General features: G+C 64.7%; 16 protein-coding genes. 9 read left to right on the top strand and 7 right to left on the bottom strand.

Annotated features, from left to right (window positions below):
• The first annotated feature begins 60 nt into the window (after window positions 1-60).
• A complete protein-coding gene (locus AC0L2F_RS08720; RefSeq protein ID WP_473248287.1) occupies window positions 61-813 on the top strand; it encodes a carbonic anhydrase in 753 nt (250 codons plus the stop codon).
• Window positions 814-945: 132 nt separating this feature from the next.
• Here the strand turns inward: AC0L2F_RS08720 and AC0L2F_RS08715 are convergent, their stop codons facing one another.
• The 3 genes from AC0L2F_RS08715 to AC0L2F_RS08705 form a co-directional block, all read right to left on the bottom strand.
• A complete protein-coding gene (locus AC0L2F_RS08715) occupies window positions 946-2,589 on the bottom strand; it encodes a lysine--tRNA ligase (RefSeq protein ID WP_007605023.1) in 1,644 nt (547 codons plus the stop codon).
• A 179-nt stretch (window positions 2,590-2,768) separates the two neighbouring features.
• Window positions 2,769-5,246, bottom strand: a complete 2,478-nt coding sequence (gene hrpB / locus AC0L2F_RS08710) for an ATP-dependent helicase HrpB (protein ID WP_473248128.1) — start codon at window positions 5,244-5,246, stop codon at window positions 2,769-2,771.
• Window positions 5,247-5,392: 146 nt separating this feature from the next.
• Window positions 5,393-6,709: a UDP-glucose dehydrogenase family protein gene (locus AC0L2F_RS08705; protein WP_473248127.1), complete on the bottom strand. Its 1,317-nt coding sequence runs from the start codon at window positions 6,707-6,709 to the stop codon at window positions 5,393-5,395.
• A 193-nt stretch (window positions 6,710-6,902) separates the two neighbouring features.
• Here AC0L2F_RS08705 and AC0L2F_RS08700 point away from each other — a divergent pair, with 193 nt between their 5' ends.
• From AC0L2F_RS08700 to AC0L2F_RS08690, 3 genes are all read left to right on the top strand, one after another.
• Window positions 6,903-7,970 (top strand): acyltransferase family protein, encoded by a 1,068-nt coding sequence (locus tag AC0L2F_RS08700; protein ID WP_473248126.1) that lies wholly within the window; start codon window positions 6,903-6,905, stop codon window positions 7,968-7,970.
• 210 nt (window positions 7,971-8,180) lie between these two features.
• Complete coding sequence (polA, locus tag AC0L2F_RS08695; RefSeq protein WP_473248125.1) at window positions 8,181-11,261, top strand: DNA polymerase I; 3,081 nt, start codon at window positions 8,181-8,183, stop codon at window positions 11,259-11,261.
• A gap of 251 nt (window positions 11,262-11,512) precedes the next feature.
• A complete protein-coding gene (locus AC0L2F_RS08690) occupies window positions 11,513-12,148 on the top strand; it encodes a LysE family translocator (protein ID WP_007605017.1) in 636 nt (211 codons plus the stop codon).
• Window positions 12,149-12,311: 163 nt separating this feature from the next.
• On the opposite strand, the gene AC0L2F_RS08685 is transcribed toward AC0L2F_RS08690, so the two are convergent.
• A complete protein-coding gene (locus AC0L2F_RS08685) occupies window positions 12,312-12,938 on the bottom strand; it encodes a glutathione S-transferase family protein (protein WP_473248124.1) in 627 nt (208 codons plus the stop codon).
• A gap of 174 nt (window positions 12,939-13,112) precedes the next feature.
• On the opposite strand from AC0L2F_RS08685, the gene pyrE reads away from it, so the two are divergent.
• Both pyrE and AC0L2F_RS08675 read left to right on the top strand, forming a co-directional pair.
• A complete protein-coding gene (pyrE, locus tag AC0L2F_RS08680) occupies window positions 13,113-13,676 on the top strand; it encodes an orotate phosphoribosyltransferase (RefSeq protein WP_473248123.1) in 564 nt (187 codons plus the stop codon).
• 297 nt (window positions 13,677-13,973) lie between these two features.
• A complete protein-coding gene (locus tag AC0L2F_RS08675; RefSeq protein ID WP_473248122.1) occupies window positions 13,974-14,747 on the top strand; it encodes a DUF2865 domain-containing protein in 774 nt (257 codons plus the stop codon).
• Window positions 14,748-14,868: 121 nt separating this feature from the next.
• Here the strand turns inward: AC0L2F_RS08675 and AC0L2F_RS08670 are convergent, their stop codons facing one another.
• Complete coding sequence (locus AC0L2F_RS08670) at window positions 14,869-15,300, bottom strand: hypothetical protein (protein WP_007605013.1); 432 nt, start codon at window positions 15,298-15,300, stop codon at window positions 14,869-14,871.
• A 188-nt stretch (window positions 15,301-15,488) separates the two neighbouring features.
• On the opposite strand from AC0L2F_RS08670, the gene AC0L2F_RS08665 reads away from it, so the two are divergent.
• A complete protein-coding gene (locus AC0L2F_RS08665; protein ID WP_473248121.1) occupies window positions 15,489-15,773 on the top strand; it encodes a GIY-YIG nuclease family protein in 285 nt (94 codons plus the stop codon).
• Between the two features lie 92 nt (window positions 15,774-15,865).
• On the opposite strand, the gene AC0L2F_RS08660 is transcribed toward AC0L2F_RS08665, so the two are convergent.
• Complete coding sequence (locus tag AC0L2F_RS08660) at window positions 15,866-16,096, bottom strand: hypothetical protein (RefSeq protein WP_156526946.1); 231 nt, start codon at window positions 16,094-16,096, stop codon at window positions 15,866-15,868.
• A 229-nt stretch (window positions 16,097-16,325) separates the two neighbouring features.
• Here AC0L2F_RS08660 and AC0L2F_RS08655 point away from each other — a divergent pair, with 229 nt between their 5' ends.
• Entirely contained in the window at window positions 16,326-18,842 is a 2,517-nt protein-coding gene (locus tag AC0L2F_RS08655) for a glycogen/starch/alpha-glucan phosphorylase (protein WP_473248286.1), read from the top strand.
• A 94-nt stretch (window positions 18,843-18,936) separates the two neighbouring features.
• Entirely contained in the window at window positions 18,937-19,752 is an 816-nt protein-coding gene (locus tag AC0L2F_RS08650) for an acyl-CoA thioesterase (RefSeq protein WP_473248120.1), read from the top strand.
• A gap of 235 nt (window positions 19,753-19,987) precedes the next feature.
• On the opposite strand, the gene AC0L2F_RS08645 is transcribed toward AC0L2F_RS08650, so the two are convergent.
• Window positions 19,988-21,604 carry a phosphoenolpyruvate carboxykinase gene (locus tag AC0L2F_RS08645; RefSeq protein ID WP_473248119.1) on the bottom strand — a complete coding sequence of 539 codons (1,617 nt, stop codon included), beginning with the start codon at window positions 21,602-21,604 and terminating at the stop codon, window positions 19,988-19,990.
• Window positions 21,605-21,748 lie beyond the last annotated feature (144 nt).

Here is a 21,748-nt window from a genome sequence, read left to right as displayed (position 1 = left end):
TCTCTCTCGCATAGGTTGCGGCCACTTATTGCCGGGCAAGTTCATGTTAGGGGGAATATGATGAATCGCCGTCACGCATTGAAGGCCCTCGCGGGTCTTGCGCTTTGTCCGCTCTGCAAGCCGGCCTTCGCCGCCGAAGGTGCGCATTGGGGCTATGAGGGCGTCGGCGCGCCGGCCAAATGGGGCGATCTCGACGCGGCCAACAAGGCCTGCGCGGTCGGCCTGCAACAATCGCCGATCGACATCGAGGCGACGGTCAAATCGCAACTGCCCGCGCTGAAGCTGAACTGGGGCAAGAGCGCCGACACCATCGTCAACAACGGGCACACGATCCAGCTCAACTTCACCGAGGGCAGCACGCTCACGCTCGGCGACGTCAAATACAAGCTGCTCCAGGTGCATTTCCACCGCCCGAGCGAGCACATGATCGGCGGCAAGAATTTTCCGATGGAGGCGCATTTCGTTCACCGCAACGATGCCGGCGGGCTCGCCGTGGTCGGCGTGCTGATGGCCGAGGGCAAGCCGAACCCGGCCTTCGGCAAGATCGTCAAGACCATGCCGGCCGCGGAAGGCCCCGCGGTGAAGGCGGACACGACCATCGATCCCCACGCCATGCTGCCCACGAGGCTCAGCTACTTCCGCTATCCCGGCTCGCTGACGACGCCGCCCTGTTCGGAGGTCGTCGAATGGCTGCTGCTGACCAACCCGATCCAGGTGTCGGCCACCGATGTCGCCGCGTTCGCAAAGCTCTATCCGATGAACGCGCGCCCGGTGCAGAAGGACAACCGGCGCTACGTGCTGCGGTCGATCTGAGCGGGGGCTGAAGGTCCGTAGCCCGGATGAGCAAAGCGACATCCGGGACCGCTGGTGCGGCTAGCTAACGAAAACCCCGGATGTCGCTTCGCTCATCCGGGCTACGAGTTCGCTACAACGGAAGCGGTCGCCTCACGCACTCCGCGCCAGCGCGCCGTCGATCATGTTGACCGCGTTCTGCACGCCATACACCGCGACAAAGGAGCCGAAGCGCGGGCCCTTTTCCTGGCCGAGCAGCACCTGGTAGAGCATGTTGAACCAGTCGAGTGTCACGCCGGGACGGCCGTCCTTGCCCTTCTTGACCTGGTCGAGGAACGGCTCGCGGCGGCCGATCTCGTAGACGACGTTCTGGATGTCCTCGGCCGAGGCGTCCTGCGGAAGCTGCGATAATGCATCCCGCAAATCCTGCAGCGCCGCGCGCTCGGTCTCGGTCGGTTCGCGGAACGTCTTCGTCGGCGCGACGAAGTCGCGATAGTAATTGATGGCGTAGCCGACCATCGCGTCGAGCTTGGGATGCGTCTGTGGGCTCACGCCGGGCCGATAGCGGCCAATGAAACCCCACAGCGTCTCGGCATTCTCCGCATTCGACGACGACACCAGCGTCAGCAAGAGCTGGAACGTGACGGGCATGTCGAACTTCGGCGGATGGCCGCTGTGAACGTGCCAGACCGGATTGCCAAGCTGCTGCTTGGCGTCCTGCCTGGCAAAGCCGTCGATGAACTGCTGGTAGTCGTCGACGTTGCGCGGGATGACGTCGAAATACAGCCGCTTGGCCGCCTTCGGCTCGCGGTACATGAACAGCGACAGCGATTCCGGCGAGGCGTAGCGCAGCCATTCGTCGATGGTCAGCCCATTGCCCTTCGACTTCGAGATCTTCTGGCCCTTGTCATCGAGGAAGAGCTCATAGTTGAAGCCCTCCGGCGGCGTGGCGCCGAGCGCCCTCGCGATCGCGCCGGAGAGTTTGACCGAGTCGATAAGGTCCTTGCCGGCCATCTCGTAGTCGACGCCGAGCGCGACCCAGCGCATCGCCCAGTCGGCCTTCCATTGGCACTTGACGTTGCCGCCGGTGACGGGCGTCTCGACTTCCTGGTTGGTATCGGGATCGAGATAGGTCACCGTGCCGGCTGCAACGTCGCGCCGGATCATCGGCACTTGCAGCACGACGCCCGTGGTCTTGCTGATGGGCAGGAACGGCGAATAGGTCGCGCGGCGATCGGGTCCGAGCGTCGGCAGGATGATCGCCATCACCTTGTCGTAGGCAGCCAGCATCTTGAGCAGCGTCGCGTCGAAACGGCCGGACGTATAATAGTCGGTCGAGCTCGCGAACTCGTAGTCGAAGCCGAAATGATCGAGGAAGGCGCGCAGCCGCGCATTGTTGTGGTGCCCGAACGAGGGGTACTCGTTGGAGAACGGATCCGGCACGCGCGTCAGCGGCTTGCCGAGATGCGCGGCCAGCATCTCCTTGTTGGGGACGTTGTCGGGCACCTTCCGAAACCCGTCCATGTCGTCGGAGAACGCGAGCAGGCGGGTCTTGATCTTGTTCTCGGTCAGCACATGAAAGGCGTGCCGCACCATCGAGGTGCGCGCGACCTCGCCGAAGGTGCCGATATGCGGCAGGCCTGATGGCCCGTAGCCGGTCTCGAACAGCACCTCGTCCTTCGGGCTTTTCTTCAGCCGCGCGACAATGGCCTTCGCCTGCTCGAACGGCCAGGCGTTGGATTGTTCGGCGAGCGCACGCAGATCGCTCGGGTTCGCGGCAAGATCGATAACGGACATCTAAGGGGCCTCCGGGCCGCGGAAAATAGCGATTTCCGGGCAGAATGCAATTTTGTGAGACCCTCATCCTGAGAGCTGTGACGCTTTCGCTCGTTCGGAGCGCCTCCGCAGCGCATAAACGAGAGCTCATCGACGAACCCAGAACCGCCATTTACCGCGATAAACAGCCCCACTCCGCCTCACGTCCCGCGCGGCTTGACCCGCCGGGTCGGCAGCGCATTCGCCGGATCTTCCGGCCAGGGATGGCGCGGGTAGCGGCCACGCAAATCGGAACGCACGGCACTGTAGCTGCCGCGCCAGAAACCGGGGAGATCGCGCGTCACCTGCACCGGGCGCTGCGCCGGCGACAGCAGTTCCAGCACCAGCGGCACCTTGCCGGCGGCGATCGAGGGATGGGTGTTGAGGCCGAACAATTCCTGGAGCCGTACCGCGATGGTCGGCCCCTGCTCGGCTTCATAGTCGATGGCGAGCACGCTGCCGGTCGGCGCCTCGAAATGCGTCGGCGCCTCGCGGTCGAGCCGCGCGCGCATCTCCCACGGCAACAATGTGATCAACGCGTCGGAGAGATCGCCAGCGGAGATATCCTTCAGCGCGATCTTGTCGTAGAGCGCCGGCACCAGCCAATCGTCGCGCCGCGTGATCAACCCGTCGTCCGAGAGGTCGGGCCAGCTGTCGCCCTCGGCTTTGCGCAAAAACATCACGCGATCGCGCCATTGTTTGGCGGCCTTCGACCAGGGCAGCCGGTCGAGGCCGGCGGCAATGAGCCCGTCGGCGAAGATGCGCGCGGTGTCCTCCGAGGGCGATACGGCGAGTGTCGCCTCGGAGAGCGTGATCGCATGCAGCGCGCGCTTGCGCCGCGCCCGCAGCGCCATCGCGCCGCGATCGAACGATATCTCCTCGACGGATTCGATATGCTCGGCGAAATGCCGCTCGATCTCGTCCTGCGAGATTTGCGCTGCGAGCAGAATGCGCCCGCTCGCCGCCGTGCCTGTCATCTCGCCGATCGCGATATAGGGGGCGCGCGCGAGCGAGGAGGTTTGATCTACGGCAGCACCTCGACCGTTGGCGAGCACGAAGCTGCCATTGCCGCGGTTGCGCGCGACGCGATCCGGGAAGGCGTAGGCCAGCATCAGGCCGGTCGAGAGGCCAGCTTCTCCGATCGCCGCCTTCTCTGACGCCGCCACCTGCGAGGCCCAGCGCCGCGCGAGGTCGCGCGCGCTTGCGGCACGCGAGGAACGGTCGCGGCGGAACTGATCCCGCCGGTGCTCGAGATCGACGCTGTCGCCGCCGAGCCCGCGCTCGGTGATGATGGCAGCGATCTCGGCGGCGGCTTCGCCCTCGCCGGCACGATGCGAATCCACGATCATGCGCGCGAGCCGCGGCGGCAGCGCCAGCGCGCGCAGGCTCTTGCCTTCCGCGGTGATGCGGCCATCGCCATCGAGCGCGTTGAGCTCGGAGAGCAGGCTTTTTGCTTCCTTCCAGGCCGGCTGGGGCGGCGGGTCGAGAAACGACAGTGCGGCAGGATCGGCGACGCCCCATTGCGCGAGATCGAGCACCAGCGAGGACAGATCGGCGCTGAGGATCTCGGGCTGGGTGTAGGGCGCGAGCGAGGCTGTCTGAGGTTCGTCCCAGAGCCGATAGCAGACACCGGGCTCGGTGCGGCCAGCGCGGCCGCGGCGCTGGTCCGCCGCCGCGCGCGAGACGCGCACGGTCTCGAGCCGGGTCAGGCCGATGTCGGGCTCGTAGCGCGGCACGCGGGCAAGACCGGAATCGACCACGATGCGCACGCCCTCAATGGTGAGCGAGGTCTCCGCGATCGAGGTCGCCAGCACCACCTTGCGCGTGCCCTTGGGCGCCGGCGAGATGGCACGATCCTGCACGGCGGCATCGAGCGCGCCGAACAGCGGCACGATCTCGATCGAAGCGTCCTGCACGCGCTCGGCGAGGAGGCTCTGGGTGCGGCGGATTTCGGCGGCGCCCGGCAGGAACGCCAGCACCGAGCCGGCATCGGCCCGCAGCGCCGAGGCGATCGCGTCCGCCATCTGCCGCTCGACCGGCACATCCGCCTTGCGGCCGAGATAGCGCGTCTCGACCGGAAAGGCGCGGCCCTCGCTTTCGACGACGGGCGCTTCGCCGAGCAATTTTGCCACGCGGGCGCCATCGAGCGTGGCCGACATCACGAGGATGCGCAAATCCTCGCGCAGGCCGGTTTGTGCATCGCGCGCCAGCGCGAGGCCCATGTCGGCGTCGAGCGAGCGCTCGTGGAATTCGTCGAACAGGACGGCGGCGATTCCCGACAGCTCGGGATCGTCGAGAATCTGGCGGGTGAAGATACCCTCCGTCACCACCTCGATGCGGGTCGCGCGCGATATCCTCGAGCCGAAGCGGACGCGATAGCCGACAGTCTCGCCGGCGCGTTCGCCCAGCGATTTGGCCATGCGGTCGGCGCTGGCGCGCGCCGCGATGCGCCGTGGCTCCAGCACGATGATCTTCTTGCCCATGGCCCAGGGGGCATCGAGCAGCGCCAGTGGCACGCGCGTGGTCTTGCCGGCGCCCGGGGGCGCGACCAGCACGGCGGCATGATGCGCCTCCAGCGTGCGCGAGAGGTCGTCGAGCACGGCATCGATCGGGAGGGGCGTGTCGAAACTGCGGGGCAAGGCCTGTCCATTCGTCATGCCCGGGCAAGAGCGCGAGGCGCGTCTGCGCACGGAAGCCGCCGGGCATCCACGTCGTCACACTAGAAAACAGACGTGGATGGCCGGGACAAGCCCGGCCATGACGGAATCGTTGCGACGTTGGATCGCTAGCCCTGCACCGGCGGCCGTCCAACGCTCTCATAGACGAAGCCGGCCGCAGCCATCTCCTCGGGGCGGTAGATGTTGCGCAAGTCGACGATGACGGGCTGCGCCATGGTCGCTTTCAGCCGGTCGAGGTCGAGCGCGCGGAACTGGACCCATTCGGTGACGATCACGATCGCATCGGCGCCTTCCGCGCAGGAATAGGCATCCTCGCAATAGGTGATGCTGGGCAGCTCACCCTTGGCCTGCTCCATGCCGACGGGATCGAAGGCCTTCACCTTCGCGCCCATGTCGATCAGGCCCGTGACCAGCGGGATCGACGGCGCATCGCGCATGTCGTCGGTATCCGGCTTGAAGGTGAGGCCGAGCACGGCGACGGTCTTGCCGCGCAGCGAGCCGCCGAGCGCCTGGCTCACTTTTCGCGCCATCGCGCGCTTGCGGTTCTCGTTGACCGCGAGCACGGATTCGACGATGCGAAGGCTCACATCGTAGTCCTGCGCGATCTTGATCAGCGCCTTGGTGTCCTTCGGAAAGCACGAGCCGCCGAAGCCCGGGCCGGCATGCAGGAACTTGGTGCCGATACGGTTGTCCAGGCCAATGCCGCGCGCGACCTCCTGCACGTTGGCCCCCACCTTTTCCGAAAGGTCCGCGATCTCGTTGATGAAGGTGATCTTGGTCGCGAGGAAGGCGTTGGCGGCGTATTTGATCATCTCGGCGGTGCGGCGTTCCGTGAACATCAACGGTGCCTGGTTCAGCGACAGCGGCCGATAGATGTCGCTCATCACCTTGCGGCCGCGCTCGTCGGAGGTGCCGACGACGATGCGGTCGGGGAATTTGAAGTCGCGGATCGCCGCGCCCTCGCGCAGGAATTCGGGATTCGAGGCGACGACGACGTCGGCTTTGGGGTTGGTCTCGCGGATGATGCGCTCGACCTCGTCGCCGGTGCCGACCGGCACGGTCGACTTCGTCACCACGACGGTGAAGCCGGACAGCGACTGCGCGATCTCTTTCGCAGCCGCATAGACGTAGGACAGATCGGCGTGGCCGTCGCCGCGTCGCGACGGCGTACCGACCGCGATGAAGACAGCGTCGGCATCCGCCACCGGCTTGGACAAATCGGTGGTGAACTCCAGCCGCTTGGCCTTGACGTTGGTCGCAACCAGCTCTTCGAGCCCGGGCTCGTAGATCGGGATCTCGCCGCGATGAAGGGCCGCGATTTTTTTCTCGTCCTTGTCGACGCAGACGACGTCGTGACCGAAATCCGCAAAGCAGGCTCCGGACACCAGTCCCACATAGCCCGTGCCGATCATAGCAATGCGCATGAAAAACCCTGTTTGGCTTGGTTAACGAAACCGCAATTCCAAGGCGGTTTAGCATTTTACCGGGGTGAGGGAACAGCCCGCGTACAAAAAACGGCACAGCACTTGTACCGGTAAAGAAATCGTAAGCAGCAAGGCGGCAAACTGCCCCGCGTTCACGCAGATCCTGGCGGAACACGCCTCAAAAAGAGACACCATGGCACCATCAGGCACAATCGCCGCGAGCGGGGGACTCAAGGCCCCCGCGGCTGCGCGTGTCGATTGGGTCGATTACGCCAAGGGCATCTGCATCGTCATGGTCGTGATGATGCATTCGGTGCTGGGGGTCGAGCTTGCCGCAGGAGAGACCGGCTTCATGCATGTTCTGGTGGCCTTCGCAAAGCCGTTCCGGATGCCGGATTTCTTCCTGATTTCAGGCCTGTTCCTATCACTGGTGATCGACCGGGACTGGCGAACCTATCTCGACCGCAAGGTGGTGCATTTCGCCTATTTCTATGTCGTCTGGGTGACAATCCAGTTCGGCTTCAAGGCCCCTGCATTCGCGGCGGAAACGAGCTGGCGCGACGCCGGCTTGCTCTATCTGGAATCTTTCGTCGAGCCGTTCGGCACGCTGTGGTTCATCTATCTCCTGCCGATCTTCTTCGTCGTCACAAAACTGACACGGCTGGTCCCTCCGCCCGCGATCTGGCTCATCGCGGCCGCACTGGAGACGGCGCGTGTCGCAACCGGATGGACCGCGATTGACGAGTTCTGCGCACGCTTCGTCTATTTCTATTCGGGCTATCTGTTCGCGCCCTACGTGTTCGCGCTGTCGGACCGCGCGCGCAATCATCCTGCATGGGCGCTCACAGCGCTCGCGACATGGGCGCTGGTCAATGCCGGCCTCGTTGCGCACGGGGCCAGCGAATGGAAATTCGTATCGCTCGTGCTCGGCTTCGCCGGCGCCTGCGCCATCATCACGATGGGCACGCTGCTCGCGCGCGTGCAATGGCTGAATGTCTTCCGCTTCTGCGGCGAGCATTCGATCGTGATCTATCTCGCCTTCTTCCTGCCGATGGCCGCGACACGGACGCTGCTATTGCGCACGGGCATCATTCCCGACATCGGTGCGGTATCGCTGATCGTGACCATCGCCGGCGTGATCGGCTCGCTCGCGATCTGGCAGGTCGCACTGCGCCTTGGCGGCAATTTCCTGTTCGAGCGGCCCGATGCGTTCTGGATCGCGCCGAAGAAGACAGGGCCGGTGCTGCAGGCGGCGGAATAGCACGCTGTCGTCGCCCGGCTCGACCGGGCGACCCAGTACGCCGAGACGTCAGTGATTCAGCCGGAAAGCCGCGGCGTACTGGATTCCCCGCTTTCGCGGGGAATGACAGCGACGGGATGCGGGGAATGACAGTGGGGATAGCGGCGTCCGCAAGCCAAAAATCCACCTCCCGAGGCTGTCAAATCCCGCAAAAATTCATACATTGCGGCCATGCCCAAGAGCTCCCCAAAGACCACCGCCCAAGCTGACACCAAGGCTGCCGCGCCCAAGGCCGCCGAAACCAAGCCCGCTGCGGCGACAGCTGCTGCCAAGCCCGTCGCCGCGAAAGCGGCCGGCAAGGGCGACCATGTCTTCCTGGTCGACGGTTCCGGCTACATCTTCCGCGCCTATCACGCGCTGCCGCCGATGAACCGCAAGTCCGACGGCTTGCAGGTCAATGCCGTGCTCGGTTTCTGCAACATGCTGTGGAAGCTGTTGCGCGAGATGCCCGAGGACAACCGGCCGACGCATCTGGCGATCATCTTCGACAAGTCGGAAATCACCTTCCGCAACAAGATCTATCCTGAGTACAAAGCGCACCGGGCGCCGGCCCCGGACGATCTGATCCCGCAATTCGCGCTGATCCGCGAGGCGGTGCGCGCCTTCGACCTGCCCTGCCTGGAACAGGTCGGCTTCGAGGCCGACGATCTGATAGCGACCTATGTGCGGCAAGCCTGCGAGCGCGGCGCGAGCGCGACAATCGTGTCCTCCGACAAGGACCTGATGCAGCTCGTCACCGATTGCGTCACCATGTACGACACCATGAAGGACCGTCGCATCGGCATCCCCGAGGTGATCGAGAAGTTTGGTGTGCCGCCGGTGAAGGTGGTGGAAGTGCAGGCGCTGGCCGGCGATTCCACCGACAACGTTCCTGGCGTGCCCGGCATCGGCATCAAGACCGCCGCGCAGTTGATCGTTGAATATGGCGATCTCGAGCAGCTGCTGTTCCGCGCCACCGAGATCAAGCAGCCGAAGCGGCGCGAGGCGCTGATCGAGAACGCCGAGAAGGCGCGCATCTCGCGGCAGCTCGTCTTGCTCGACGATAAGGTCGACCTCGAAGTCCCGCTGGACGATCTCGCCGTCCACGAACCCGATGCGCGCAAGCTGATCGCTTTCCTGAAGGCGATGGAATTTTCCACGCTGACGCGCCGCGTCGCTGAGTTCTCGCAGATCGATCCGGCCAACGTCGATGCCGATCCGGGCTATGCCAGCGGTGCCAGCGTCTTCTCGCCGCTGCCGCCTTCGGACGTCGTGCCGGCCGCGGGAACCGGCGCGCCGGCGCAAATTGCGGCCGGCCAGCGCAATGCATCGGCGAGCAAGGAGGACAAGGCCGCGAGCCCGAAGGGCGCGCCGATTTCTCTCGCCGCCGCACGCGAAGAGGCTTTGCGCAAGCTTCCGGTCGATCGCAGCAAGTACCAGGCCATCAAGACGCTCGCGGAATTGAACGCGTTCATCGCGCGCATCCATGATGCCGGCCATGTCGCGGTCGAAATCCGGGGAAACTCGATCGACCCGATGCAGGCCGATCTCTGCGGCATCGCGCTCGCACTGGCGCCCAACGATGCGTGTTACGTGCCGCTGGCGCACAAGCAGTCCGGTGGCGGTGCCGGCCTGTTCGACGCGGGCCTCGCGCCCGACCAGGTCAAGCATGCCGAGGCGATCGAGGCGCTGCGGCCGGTACTGGAATCACCAGGCATTCTCAAGATCGGCTTCGACGTCAAATTCACCGCGGTGATGCTGGCGCAGCACGGCATCACACTGCGCAACACCGACGATGCGCAGCTGATCTCCTACGTGCTCGACGCCGGCCGCGGCTCGCACGCGCTAGAGCAGCTGTCCGAGCGCTGGTTCGGCCACGCCATGCTCAAGGAGGGCGAGCTGCTCGGCAGCGGCAAGGGCAAGATCACGTTCGACCAGGTGCCGGTCGACAAGGCCGCGCCGCTATCGGCGGAAGGCGCCGACGTGACCTTGCGCGTCTGGCGCGTGCTGAAGCCACGCCTCGTCGCCGAGCACATGACCACAGTCTACGAGACGCTGGAACGGCCCCTGGTATCGGTGCTCGCGCGGATGGAGCGGCGCGGCATCTCGATCGACCGCCAGGTGCTGTCGCGCCTCTCCGGCGACTTCGCCCAGACCGCGGCGCGCGTCGAGGCCGAGATCCAGCAGATCGCGGGCGAGCCGGTCAATGTCGGCAGCCCGAAGCAGATCGGCGACATCCTGTTCGGCAAGATGGGACTGTCCGGCGGAACCAAGACCAAGACCGGCGCGTGGTCCACCACCGCTCAGGTGCTCGACGAGCTCGCCGAGCAGGGCCACGACCTCCCGAAGAAAATTCTGGAGTGGCGCCAGGTCTCGAAGCTCAAATCGACTTACACCGATGCGCTGCCGACCTACGTGAATGCCCAGACCCACCGCGTCCACACGACCTACGCACTGGCCGCCACCACGACGGGCCGGCTGTCGTCGAACGAGCCGAATTTGCAGAACATTCCGGTGCGCACCGAGGACGGCAGAAAAATCCGCCGCGCCTTCATCGCAACGCCGGGGCACAAGCTGGTCTCCGCCGACTATTCGCAGATCGAGCTACGGCTGCTCGCCGAGATCGCCGACATCCCGGTGCTGCAGCAGGCCTTCCGCGATGGCCTCGACATTCACGCCATGACGGCATCGGAAATGTTCGGCGTGCCCATCAAGGGCATGCCGAGCGAAATCCGGCGCCGCGCCAAGGCGATCAATTTCGGCATCATCTACGGCATTTCGGCGTTCGGCCTCGCCAACCAGCTCGGCATCGCGCGCGAAGAGGCCTCCGCCTACATCAAGAAATACTTCGAGCGCTTCCCCGGCATCCGCGCCTACATGGACGAGACGCGCGACTTCTGCCGGAACCACGGCTACGTCACCACGCTGTTCGGACGGAAGATGTACTATCCCGACATCAAGGCCTCGAACGCCTCGGTGCGCGCCTTCAACGAGCGCGCCGCGATCAACGCCCGGCTCCAGGGCACCGCCGCCGACATCATCCGCCGCGCCATGACGCGGATGGAGGACGCCCTGGTCCTGAAGAAACTGTCTGCGCAGATGCTGCTGCAGGTGCATGACGAATTGATCTTCGAGGTGCCGGACGCGGAGGTCGAGGCCACGCTCCCCGTCGTGCAGCACGTGATGCAGGACGCGCCGTTCCCGGCCGTGCTGCTCTCGGTGCCGCTGCACGTCGATGCACGCGCGGCGAACAATTGGGACGAGGCGCATTGATTTTTTTCTTACCTCACCCCGCTTGCGGGGAGAGGTCGGATCGCTCTTGCGATCCGGGTGAGGGGGTACAGGTACCACGGCCATCTCATGTGTGGAGAGAGCCCCTCACCCCAACCCTCTCCCCGTAAGAACGGGGCGAGGGAGCGCACCGAGCGCGCGGCGGCGAATCGAATTGTCCTCCGTGCAATTGTGCGATGGCACGGCGAGGCCTCGCATACTAAGATCGTGCCATCTCCCGCGCCGGTTCAGCTATGCCCCACACCTCCGCCCTGCTCGGCTTCGCCCTCGTCTGCCTCGGCCTCGTGCTCACGCCCGGGCCGAACATGATCTACCTGATCTCGCGTTCGATCACGCAGGGCCCAGTGGCGGGCATCGTCTCGCTCGGCGGCGTGGCCCTCGGCTTCGTGTTCTACATGCTGTGCGCTGCGTTCGGCATCACGGCGCTGCTGCTCGCCGTTCCCTTCGCCTACGACGCGCTGCGCTTTGCCGGCGCCGGTTATCTATTGTGGCTGGCTTGGCAGGCGGTGAAGCCGGGCGGGCGCTCGCCGTTCCAGGTGAAGCAGCTTGCGATCGACAGCCCGCGCAAATTGTTCGCAATGGGCTTCGTCACCAATCTGCTCAACCCGAAGATCGCAATGCTTTACCTCGCGCTGCTGCCGCAGTTCATCGATCCCGCCGCCGGCAGCCTGCTGGCGCAGTCTGTGGTGCTCGGCGCGATCCAGATCGCGATCAGCGTCAGCGTGAACGCCATGATCGCGCTCGCGGCAGGATCGATCGCGCTGTTTCTCGCAAGCCGGCCAAGCTGGATGCTGGTGCAGCGCTGGCTGATGGGCACGGTGCTGGCGGGGCTTGCGGTGCGGATGGCGGTCGAGGCGCGGAAGGTGTAGCCGACGCCGCGAACCACGCGCTCGTGTCCCGGACGCGCTGCAGCGCTCTTGCGGTGCTGCGCAGAGCCGGGACCCAGTGTCGTCGCCGCATGGGCCCCGGCTCTGCAGTGCACCGCTTGCGCGCTGCACTGCGTCCGGGGCACGCGATGCGGAAGCTGAGAAACTAATCCAGCTTCGCCTCCATGCCCCGCTTCACCGCCGGGCGTGCCATCAGGGCCTCGTACCAGCGCTTCACATTGGGAAAGTCAGTTAGGTCAACCTTGTGGCGAGGGTGACGCCAGGCCCAGCCCAGGATGGCAAAATCAGCAACCGAGAGCTCGCCGGCGACGAAGTCGCGGGCCTCCAGCCGGCGGTCGAGGACGCCGTAGAGCCGGCGCGTCTCCGCCATGTAGCGCTTGAGGCCGTAGGCGCGGTCCTGCTCGTTCTCGAGCGCGATGAAATGGTGCACCTGGCCCGGCATCGGCCCGAAACCGCCCATCTGCCACATCAGCCATTCATAGACGGGGATGCGGCCCGAAAGCGATTTCGGCAGGAATTTGCCGGTCTTTTCGCTGAGATAAAGCAGGATCGCGCCCGACTCGAAGATGCTGACGGGCTTGCCGTCCGGCCCCTCGGGATCGAGGATCGCGGGGATCTTGTTGTTGGGCGAGAGTTTCAGGAACTCCGGCGCCATCTGTTCGCCCTTGCTGATATTCACCGGGATCACCTTGTAGGGCAGCCCCATCTCCTCCAGCGCAACCGAGATCTTGCGGCCGTTCGGCGTGTTCCAGGTGTGCAGCTCGATGGTCATTATTCGCATTTCCTTCCCGGGGATATCCGGCATCCACCTACTCCAGAACGTTGCACCCCCACAACCGGCGGGCCGGGATGGCCGATCCCTGTTGACGGGGGAAGCCCCCTCTGGAATGTCGGGGCCGTCGCGGATAAATTCCGCCACTTCCAAAAACGCTCCCGAGGGCCCGCCGTGTCTAAATCAGCCTCCCGCGCCCGCCTGTTCGAGATCATCCGCCGGCGCTCCTTCGGCCGCGGCGAGGTGACGCTCGCGTCGGGCCGCAAGAGCGACTTCTATTTCAACCTCAAGCCGACCATGCTCGACCCGGAGGGGGCGACTCTGCTCGCCGAGCTGACCTATGAGGCGCTGAAGGACGACAATCTCGATTTCATCGGCGGGCTCGAGATGGGCGCGGTGCCGCTGGCCGGCGCGCTGGCGCAGATCTCCTGGATCAAGGGCCATCCCATCGCGGCCTTCTTCGTGCGCAAGAAGCCGAAGGAGCATGGCGCGAAGCTCGCGATCGAGGGGCTGCCCAGGGGCGAGACGCTGGAGGGCAAGCGCGTCGTGATCGTGGAGGATGTCACCACCACCGGGGGCTCGGCGATGAAGGCGGTGGAAGCGGTGCGCGAGACCGGCGCTGAAGTGGTGCTGGTGCTGACCATGGTCGACCGCGAGGAAGGCGCCGACGACACCTTCGGCGCGGCCGGCCTGCCATTCCGCTCGCTGTACAGGGCCTCGGAGTTCTTGAAGGCTTGATACTTCTCGTGTCCCGGGCGCGGCGCAGCGTGTAACGATGCGCCGCAGAACCGGGACCTGGCCTTGCTCCCCCATCGACATAGGCCCCGGCTCTGCAGCGCACCGCTCAAGGAGCGCTGCGCTGCGTCCGGGGCACGAGAGTCCGCGCTAAGACCTCCCCCCTCAACCGCTCATTTACCATCCCGCCTTATGGTGAATCATGTGCTGAGACCTGATGGTCCCGGCCGGTTGGTTAGCGTCGGGTGGAGTAAGCGTTTGCGTACAGTCATGTCCCATGCGCGCCGGCGGCGTCGCGCGATGCTCGTAGCCGCCACACTGGCAGCACCGCTGCTTGCGGCTCCGGCCCCGGTTTCGGCCGAAGGCCTGTTCGACTTCTTCTTCGGCGGAATGCAGCAGCAGCGGCCGCAGCGTGAGGTGCCGCAGCAGGCGAGCTCCTACGCCGACCCCTTCACCGGCCAGCAGAATGCCGCATCCCCGCAATACGTGCCGCCGACGCGTTCGGCCGCGGCCGGCGGCTCGGGACCGGCGTTCTGCGTGCGCAGCTGCGACGGCAAATATTTTCCGCTGATGCGCGGTCTCACCTCGCCCGCGCAGATGTGTCAGGCCTTCTGTCCTGCGAGCGCCACCAAGATCTATTTCGGCTCCTCGATCGACGGCGCCGCGTCGCAGACAGGCGAGCGCTATGCCGACAGCGAGAACGCGTTCGCCTATCGCAAGGCGCTGCGCGCCGACTGCACCTGCAATGGCCGCGAGCCGGTCGGACTTGCTCCGGTCGATCTGGCGCTGGACTCGTCGCTAAAACCCGGCGACGTGATCGCCACCAGCGACGGTCTCGTCGCCTATACCGGCATCCGCGTCGGCAACGACCAGACCGCGGACTTCACCCCCGTCGCCTCCTATCCCGGTCTCACCGCGCAGGTCCGCGCGCGACTCGGCGAGATGAAGGTGGCGCCGGTGCGCGCCGAGACGGTGGCGGCGGATGGCTCCGCCGCGGAGATCGTGCGCGAGACTCTGCCCGACGTGACGGTGCCGAAAACGCAGAAGCCGGCGAAGCGGGCTGGGCTGGAGTAGCTCGGGCTCGTCTGTAGCAAGCCGTCATTGCGAGCGAAGCGAAGCAATCCAGTCTGCTTCCGTGGAGGCACTCTGGATTGCTTCGTCGCAAGAGCTCCTCGCAATGACGGAGGATGGTGGATCACCTTCCGATGATCACGCCGATCACGTTCGGCGCCGCCAGATATTTCTCCTCGATCGCTGCGCGCGCGGCGGCGCGGTTGTCTGCCGTGAGCAGGCCGCGCTTCTCGGCCAGGATCATCCAACAAAAACCCCACCAGTCGGTGAGCATGCCCTGATCGTCGACGAGGTCATACCCCTGCTCCGCGGCGAAGATGCGCGCATGCGCTTCGTCCAGCGTGTCGAGGAACAGATGGTCCTCCGACGAAAACAGATCGTCGCTGACGTCGTCGATGGTGTAGCCCCAGATCGACTGGCACACCGCGTTGAACTCGCGGTCGAACTGGTCGTCGTCGACCGCGTAGCGCCGCGCCGCCTGATGCAGCCGCGACAGCGAGCGCGCGAAATCGGCGATCCTGGTGAGGGCAAATTGATCGAAGGCAATGGTGGACATGTAGTCCTCGCAGAGTCTGGCGGACGCTAGATATTGTGTCGGCAACACGCCGAATCACAATGATATATCAAAGACTTGCTAAAGTGTTCTTAATTTGTTCTGATGCCGGCGCGTTGGATGAGAGCGTCGTTCTGGCGAAAGCCAGGACCCATTACCCCGGTCAGCGTTGCTTTTTGCGAGGTTGGGCCATGAGCAGCTACTTCGTCTACATCCTCGCAAGCCGCCACCACGGGACGATCTATATCGGAATCACCAACGACATCCGCGCGCGGTTTGAGCTGCACCGTTCGGGTCGGGGTTCGAAGTTCGTTCTGAAATACAAGATCTTCCGCCTGGTGCACGTCGAAGTATTTGCCACTCCGCAGGAAGCTATCGCGCGCGAGAAGCAATTGAAGTTCTGGAAGCGGGATTGGAAGATCAAGCTGATCGAGGAGGAGAATCCCGACTGGAATGACCGGTCGGGCCTCCTCTGAAGTCGGGGTAATGGGTCCTGGCTTTCGCCAGGACGACATTTGAGTGGGAGCCTTCGCCGGGACGACACCGTTTTTGTAGCGCGCGATCGTCCTCACATCGCCGACATCAACCTATCCCCACACGCGCTCGCATAAAACTTGCCGCCGCATTGGCGCTTGATGGCGGCGCAGCGCGCGGCGGGCGATGCGTTTTGCGGGAGCGACACGGCGCAGCTCAGGCCGTCGGCGCTGCGGCCGATCTTGCCGGCGGCGAAGGCGGCGCTGGAGGCGGTGATGCAGACGACGAGGAAGGTGGCCGCGGCGATTTCGATCAGCCGTCGCATCACAGGTCTCATCAGAGCTTTCATGGACGTCTCCTCCACACTGATGGCTGAATTGGCCGCCATTCTAGCACCTAATCCACGTTTCCCCGTATGCGTCCGGGTTCCCAAATCGGCCCGTTCCTTGCATAATTTTACGCCAGCGCAGTGCACGGTCGCACCAGCAATGGTTCCGGTACAGAGGCAAGATGCGTAGGGTCAGTAGTGTTCTCGCGACCAGGAAGTGACGACTTTGCAAGATTCATCGTTCCAGCCCAATTTCCCCGCCCCCAACCAGCCCATCGACGAACTCGCGCTGGCTGAGATCAAGGGTGCGATCCTGGCGAAGCTGCGCCTTGCCATCGGCAAGGATGCGGGCATGGCGACCAAGCACGACTGGTACCAGGCCGCCGCGTTGGCGCTGCGCGACCGCATCGTGCATCGCTGGCTCACGGCCGAGAAACACAGCTACGATGCGGGGCGCAAGCGCGTCTACTATCTCTCGCTCGAATTCCTGATCGGCCGCCTGTTCAGCGACGCGCTGAACAATATGGGGCTGCTGAAGATCTTCGAGGTCGCGCTCGGCGATCTCGGCGTCTCCTTGCCGGAGCTGCGCAAATGCGAGCCGGACGCGGCGCTCGGCAATGGCGGCTTGGGCCGTCTCGCCGCCTGCTTCATGGAAAGCATGGCGACGCTGTCGATCCCCGCGATCGGCTACGGCATCCGCTATGATTACGGCCTGTTCCGCCAGATCATCAATCAGGGCTGGCAGCAGGAATATCCAGACGAATGGCTGGGCTTCGGCAACCCCTGGGAATTGCAGCGGCCCGAAGTGATCTATGACATTCGCTTCGGCGGCGGTGTCGAGCATGTCGAAGACAAGGGCCGCGATCGCGCGATCTGGCATCCGTCCGAGACCGTGCAGGCGATGGCCTATGACACGCCGATCGTCGGCTGGCGCGGCCAGCACGTTAACGCGCTGCGGCTGTGGTCGGCGCGCTCGCCCGATCCGTTGAAGCTCGATGCGTTCAACACCGGCGATTATGTCAGCGCCAGCGCCGAGCAGTCGCGCGCCGAAGCCATCTGCAAATTCCTCTACCCGAACGACGAGAGCCCGGCGGGTCGCGAGCTGCGCCTGCGCCAGGAATATTTCTTCGTCTCGGCTTCGCTGCAGGATCTGATCAAGCGGCACCTTGCGTCGGACGGCCAGCTCCGCAGCCTGTCGAGCAAGGTCGCGGTGCAGCTCAACGACACCCATCCGAGCCTCGCCGTCACCGAGCTGATGCGGATCCTGATCGACGATCACAATTTCCGCTGGGACGAGGCCTGGAAGATCACGGTCGCCACGCTGTCCTACACCAATCACACGCTGCTGCCCGAGGCGCTGGAGACCTGGCCGGTCGAGCTGTTCGAACGGCTGTTGCCGCGGCATCTCGAGATCATCTACCGCATCAACGTGCAGCATCTCGCGCTCGCAGAGGCGCGCGCCCCCGGCGACATCGACTTTCGCGCCTCGGTCTCGCTGATCGACGAGAGGAGCGGGCGGCGCGTGCGCATGGGTCAGCTCGCCTTCGTCGGCTCGCACCGCATCAACGGCGTCTCCGCGATGCATTCGGACCTGATGCGCGAGACCGTGTTCCACGATCTCAACCATCTCTATCCCGGCCGCATCACCAACAAGACCAACGGCATCACCTTCCGCCGCTGGCTGATGCTGGCGAACCCCAAGCTGACCGATCTATTGCGCGAGACCTGCGGCGATGCCGTGCTCGACGATCCGACGCAGCTCAGCCTGATCGAAGCCCGCGCCAGCGACGTCGAATTCCAGAAGAGGTTCCGCGCAGTCAAGCTTCACAACAAGACGGCGCTGGCGCGCCTGATCGGCGAGCGGCTCGGCATCAAGGTCGATCCGACCGCGCTGTTCGACGTGCAGATCAAGCGCATCCACGAATACAAGCGCCAGCTCCTCAACGTCATCGAGACCGTCGCGCTGTACCAGGCGATCAAGGACGATCCCAACGGCAATTGGGTGCCGCGGGTGAAGATTTTTGCGGGCAAGGCCGCGGCGAGCTACCGCTACGCCAAGCTGATCATCAAGCTGATCAACGACGTTGCGGAAGTCGTCAACAACGACCCCGCCATCGGCGGCAAGCTCAAGGTCGTGTTCCTGCCCGACTACAATGTCAGCCTCGCCGAAGTGATCATTCCCGCGGCCGACCTCTCCGAGCAGATCTCGACGGCCGGCATGGAAGCCTCCGGCACCGGCAACATGAAGCTGTCGCTCAACGGCGCCCTCACCATCGGCACGCTCGACGGCGCCAACATCGAGATCCGCGACCATGTCGGCGCGGAGAACATCGCGATCTTCGGCATGGAAGCCGGTGACGTGATGATCCGGCGCAAACAGGGGCTGGACGCCTCCGACGTGATCCGCAATTCGCCAAAGCTCCAGCGCGCCATCAACGCGATCGGTGTCGGCGAGTTCTCGCCCGGCGATCCCGGCCGCTTCGAATCGATCGCGCACGCGCTGCGTTATCTCGACCATTACATGGTCAGCGCGGACTTCGATTCCTATTACGAGGCGCAGCGCAGCGTCGATGCGCGCTGGCAGGTGGCGCCGGCCTGGACCCGCGCCTCGATCCTCAACGTCGCGCGCATGGCATGGTTCTCGTCCGACCGCACCATCCGCGAATATGCCGAGGAGATCTGGAACGTGCCGGTCAATCCGACCACGCCGCTGCTGCCTGGCCTGCGCGACGTCGCGGGCTGAATTTCCGCGAGGTGAAATCGGTTACCCACGAGGTAATTGCACAAGCCGGCGGCGGACGTGATATGACGTCCGTCATTGGAAGCCGGATTGAACGATGCACGCCAAACTCCCGCACCCTTTCGACGACGCCACCCGCGTCACCGCCGGCGACTCGAGCTGGCAGGGACACACCAGCGACGATTACTGGGCCTTTGTCGGCCCGTTCGGCGGCGTCACGGCTGCGACTATCCTGCGCGCGCTGATCGAGCATCCGGAACGTGCCGGCGATCCGCTGGCGCTCACCGTCAATTACTGCGCGCCGATCGCGAAGGGGCCGTTCGATCTAGACGTGCGGCTGGTGAAGGCCAACCGCTCCAGCCAGCACTGGAGCGTCGAACTGTCGCAAGGCGGCGGCGAGGTCGCAACGCTCGCCACCGCCGTATTCGCCGAACGCCGGCCGTCCTGGGAGCACAGGGTGGCGCAATATCCGGATGCAAAGCCGTTCGAAGAGACGATGCCGTTCCCGAAGATCGCGGCGTCCTGGGCCAACCAGTATGAATTCCGCTTCGTCGAGGGCGAGATGCGGATCGGCCCGCCCAAGTCCGAGCTCGCCGGCACCTATTCGAAAATCTGGATCACCGACCGCACGCCGCGCAAGCTCGACATGCTGTCGCTGATGTCGATGTCGGACGCCTTCTTCGGCCGCATCTTCCACGCGCGGCGCGAGCTGGTGCCGTTCGGCACGGTGTCGCTGACGACCTATTTCCACACCGACAGCGAAGAGCTCGCGGCCGAGGACATCACCCGCGTGCTGGCGACCGCAGATTCAAAGATCATGCACAAGAGCTACGCCGACCAGAACGCCGAGCTGTGGTCGCCGAACGGAAGGCTGCTCGCGACGACCACGCAGATCGCGTATTTCAAGGCGTGAAGTATCATCCCAGCGTCGTCCCGGCGAAGTCCGGGACCCATAACCACAGGGCTTGGTTTGGCGAAGGCTCGTAGTGACGTCCTCTTCGCCGGTATCTGCACCGCACTCCCTCGATAGATCACGCGGTATGGGTCCCGGCCTTCGCCGGGACGACACCGAGTATGTGCTTGCAGTCGCGCACAAACAAAAAGGGCGGCCTCGCGGCCGCCCTTTTGCGATCAAAGACAGAACAACCTTACTCCGCCGCGAGCTTCACGTCCGGTGCGGCGGCGCGGACCTCGGCGTCGACCTGGGCTTCGAACTTGGCAAAGTTCTTCTGGAACATGCCGACCAGCGCGCGGGCGGTCTTGTCGAACTCGTCCTTGTCCTTCCAGGTGTTGACCGGATTGAGGATCTCGCTCGGCACGCCCGGCAGCGCGGTCGGGACCGCGAAGCCGAAATATTTGTCGGTGCGGAATTGGACGTTGCGAAGCGAGCCGTCGAGCGCGGCGGTGAGCAGCGCGCGCGTCACCTTGATCGGCATGCGCGAGCCGGTGCCGTACTTGCCGCCGGTCCACCCGGTGTTGACCAGCCAGCAATCGACATTGTGCTGGGCGATCAGGTCGCGCAGCATGTTGCCGTAGACGCTGGGGTCGAGCGGCAGGAAGGGCGAACCGAAGCAGGTCGAGAATTCCGGCTGCGGCTCGTTGCCGAGACCGCGCTCGGTGCCCGCGACCTTCGCGGTGTAGCCCGACAGGAAGTGATACATCGCCTGCGCCGGCGAGAGCTTGGCGATCGGCGGCAGCACGCCAAAGGCGTCGGCGGCGAGCATCACCACGTTCTTGGGCTGCGGCGCGCGGCCGGTGCGCGAGGCGTTCGGGATGAATTCGAGCGGATAGGCCGAACGCGTGTTCTCGGTCTTGGAGCCGTCGTCGAAATCGACCACGCGGGTGTCTTCGTCGAGCACGCAATTCTCGAGCACTGCACCGAAGCGGGTCGAGGCGGCGTAGATCTCGGGCTCGGCTTCCTGCGACAGCTTGATGCACTTGGCGTAGCAGCCGCCTTCGAAATTGAAGACGCCGTTCGGGCCCCAGCCGTGCTCGTCATCGCCGATCAGCGTGCGGTTCGGATCGGCTGACAGCGTGGTCTTGCCGGTGCCGGAGAGGCCGAAGAAGATTGCGGCATCGCCCTTGGCGCCGACATTGGCCGAGCAATGCATCGGCATCACGCCGCGCTCGGGCAGATAGTAGTTCAGCGTGGTGAAGACCGACTTCTTCATCTCGCCGGCATAGTAAGAGCCGCCGATCAGCACGATCTTGCGGGCGAAATCGATCGCGACGACGTTCTCCGACTTGCAGCCATGGCACTTCGGATCGGCGCGGAAGCTCGGCATGTCGATGATGGTGAGCTCGGGCACGAACGCCGAGAGCTCGATCGCCTCGGGACGGATCAGCAGCGTGCGGATGAACAGCGAGTGCCAGGCGAGCTCGGTGAAGACGCGGGTCTTGATGCGATAAGCCGGATCGGCGCCGCCATAGAGGTCCTGTGCGAACAGCGACTTGCCTTCGGCATGCTTGAGGAAGTCCTGGTAGAGCGTCTCGAACTGCTCTGCGGTGATCGACTGGTTGCCGGCCCACCACATCTTCTTGTCGGTGGTGGCGTCACGCACCGTGAATTTGTCCTTGGGGCTGCGGCCGGTGAACTCGCCTGTGTCGGCGCAGAGCGCGCCATCGGCCGACAGCACCGCCTCGCCCGCGGAGAGCGAGTATTGATAGAGTTGCGGCGCACCGAGGTTCCAGTGAACCTGCTTGAGATTCTTTAAGCCGAATTTGTCGGCGCCGAAGGCACCGTTGCGCACGCCCGTCTCTTGCACGAAAAATCCTCCTAGAACCCACTCAGCGCGATCATGCTTGGCGCCGCCGCGGTCACCGTGATTGCAGGCCGTTCGGCCTCGGTTGGAACGACCTAATACTGATGAACGCTGGCGTTGCCAAGCTGATCCCTTAGGATTTGGTTT

Source organism: Bradyrhizobium sp. Ken64 (assembly GCF_055807555.1).
The sequence above is the reverse complement of the archived record's forward strand: the minus strand, read 5'-3'. Positions and strand labels throughout refer to the sequence as shown.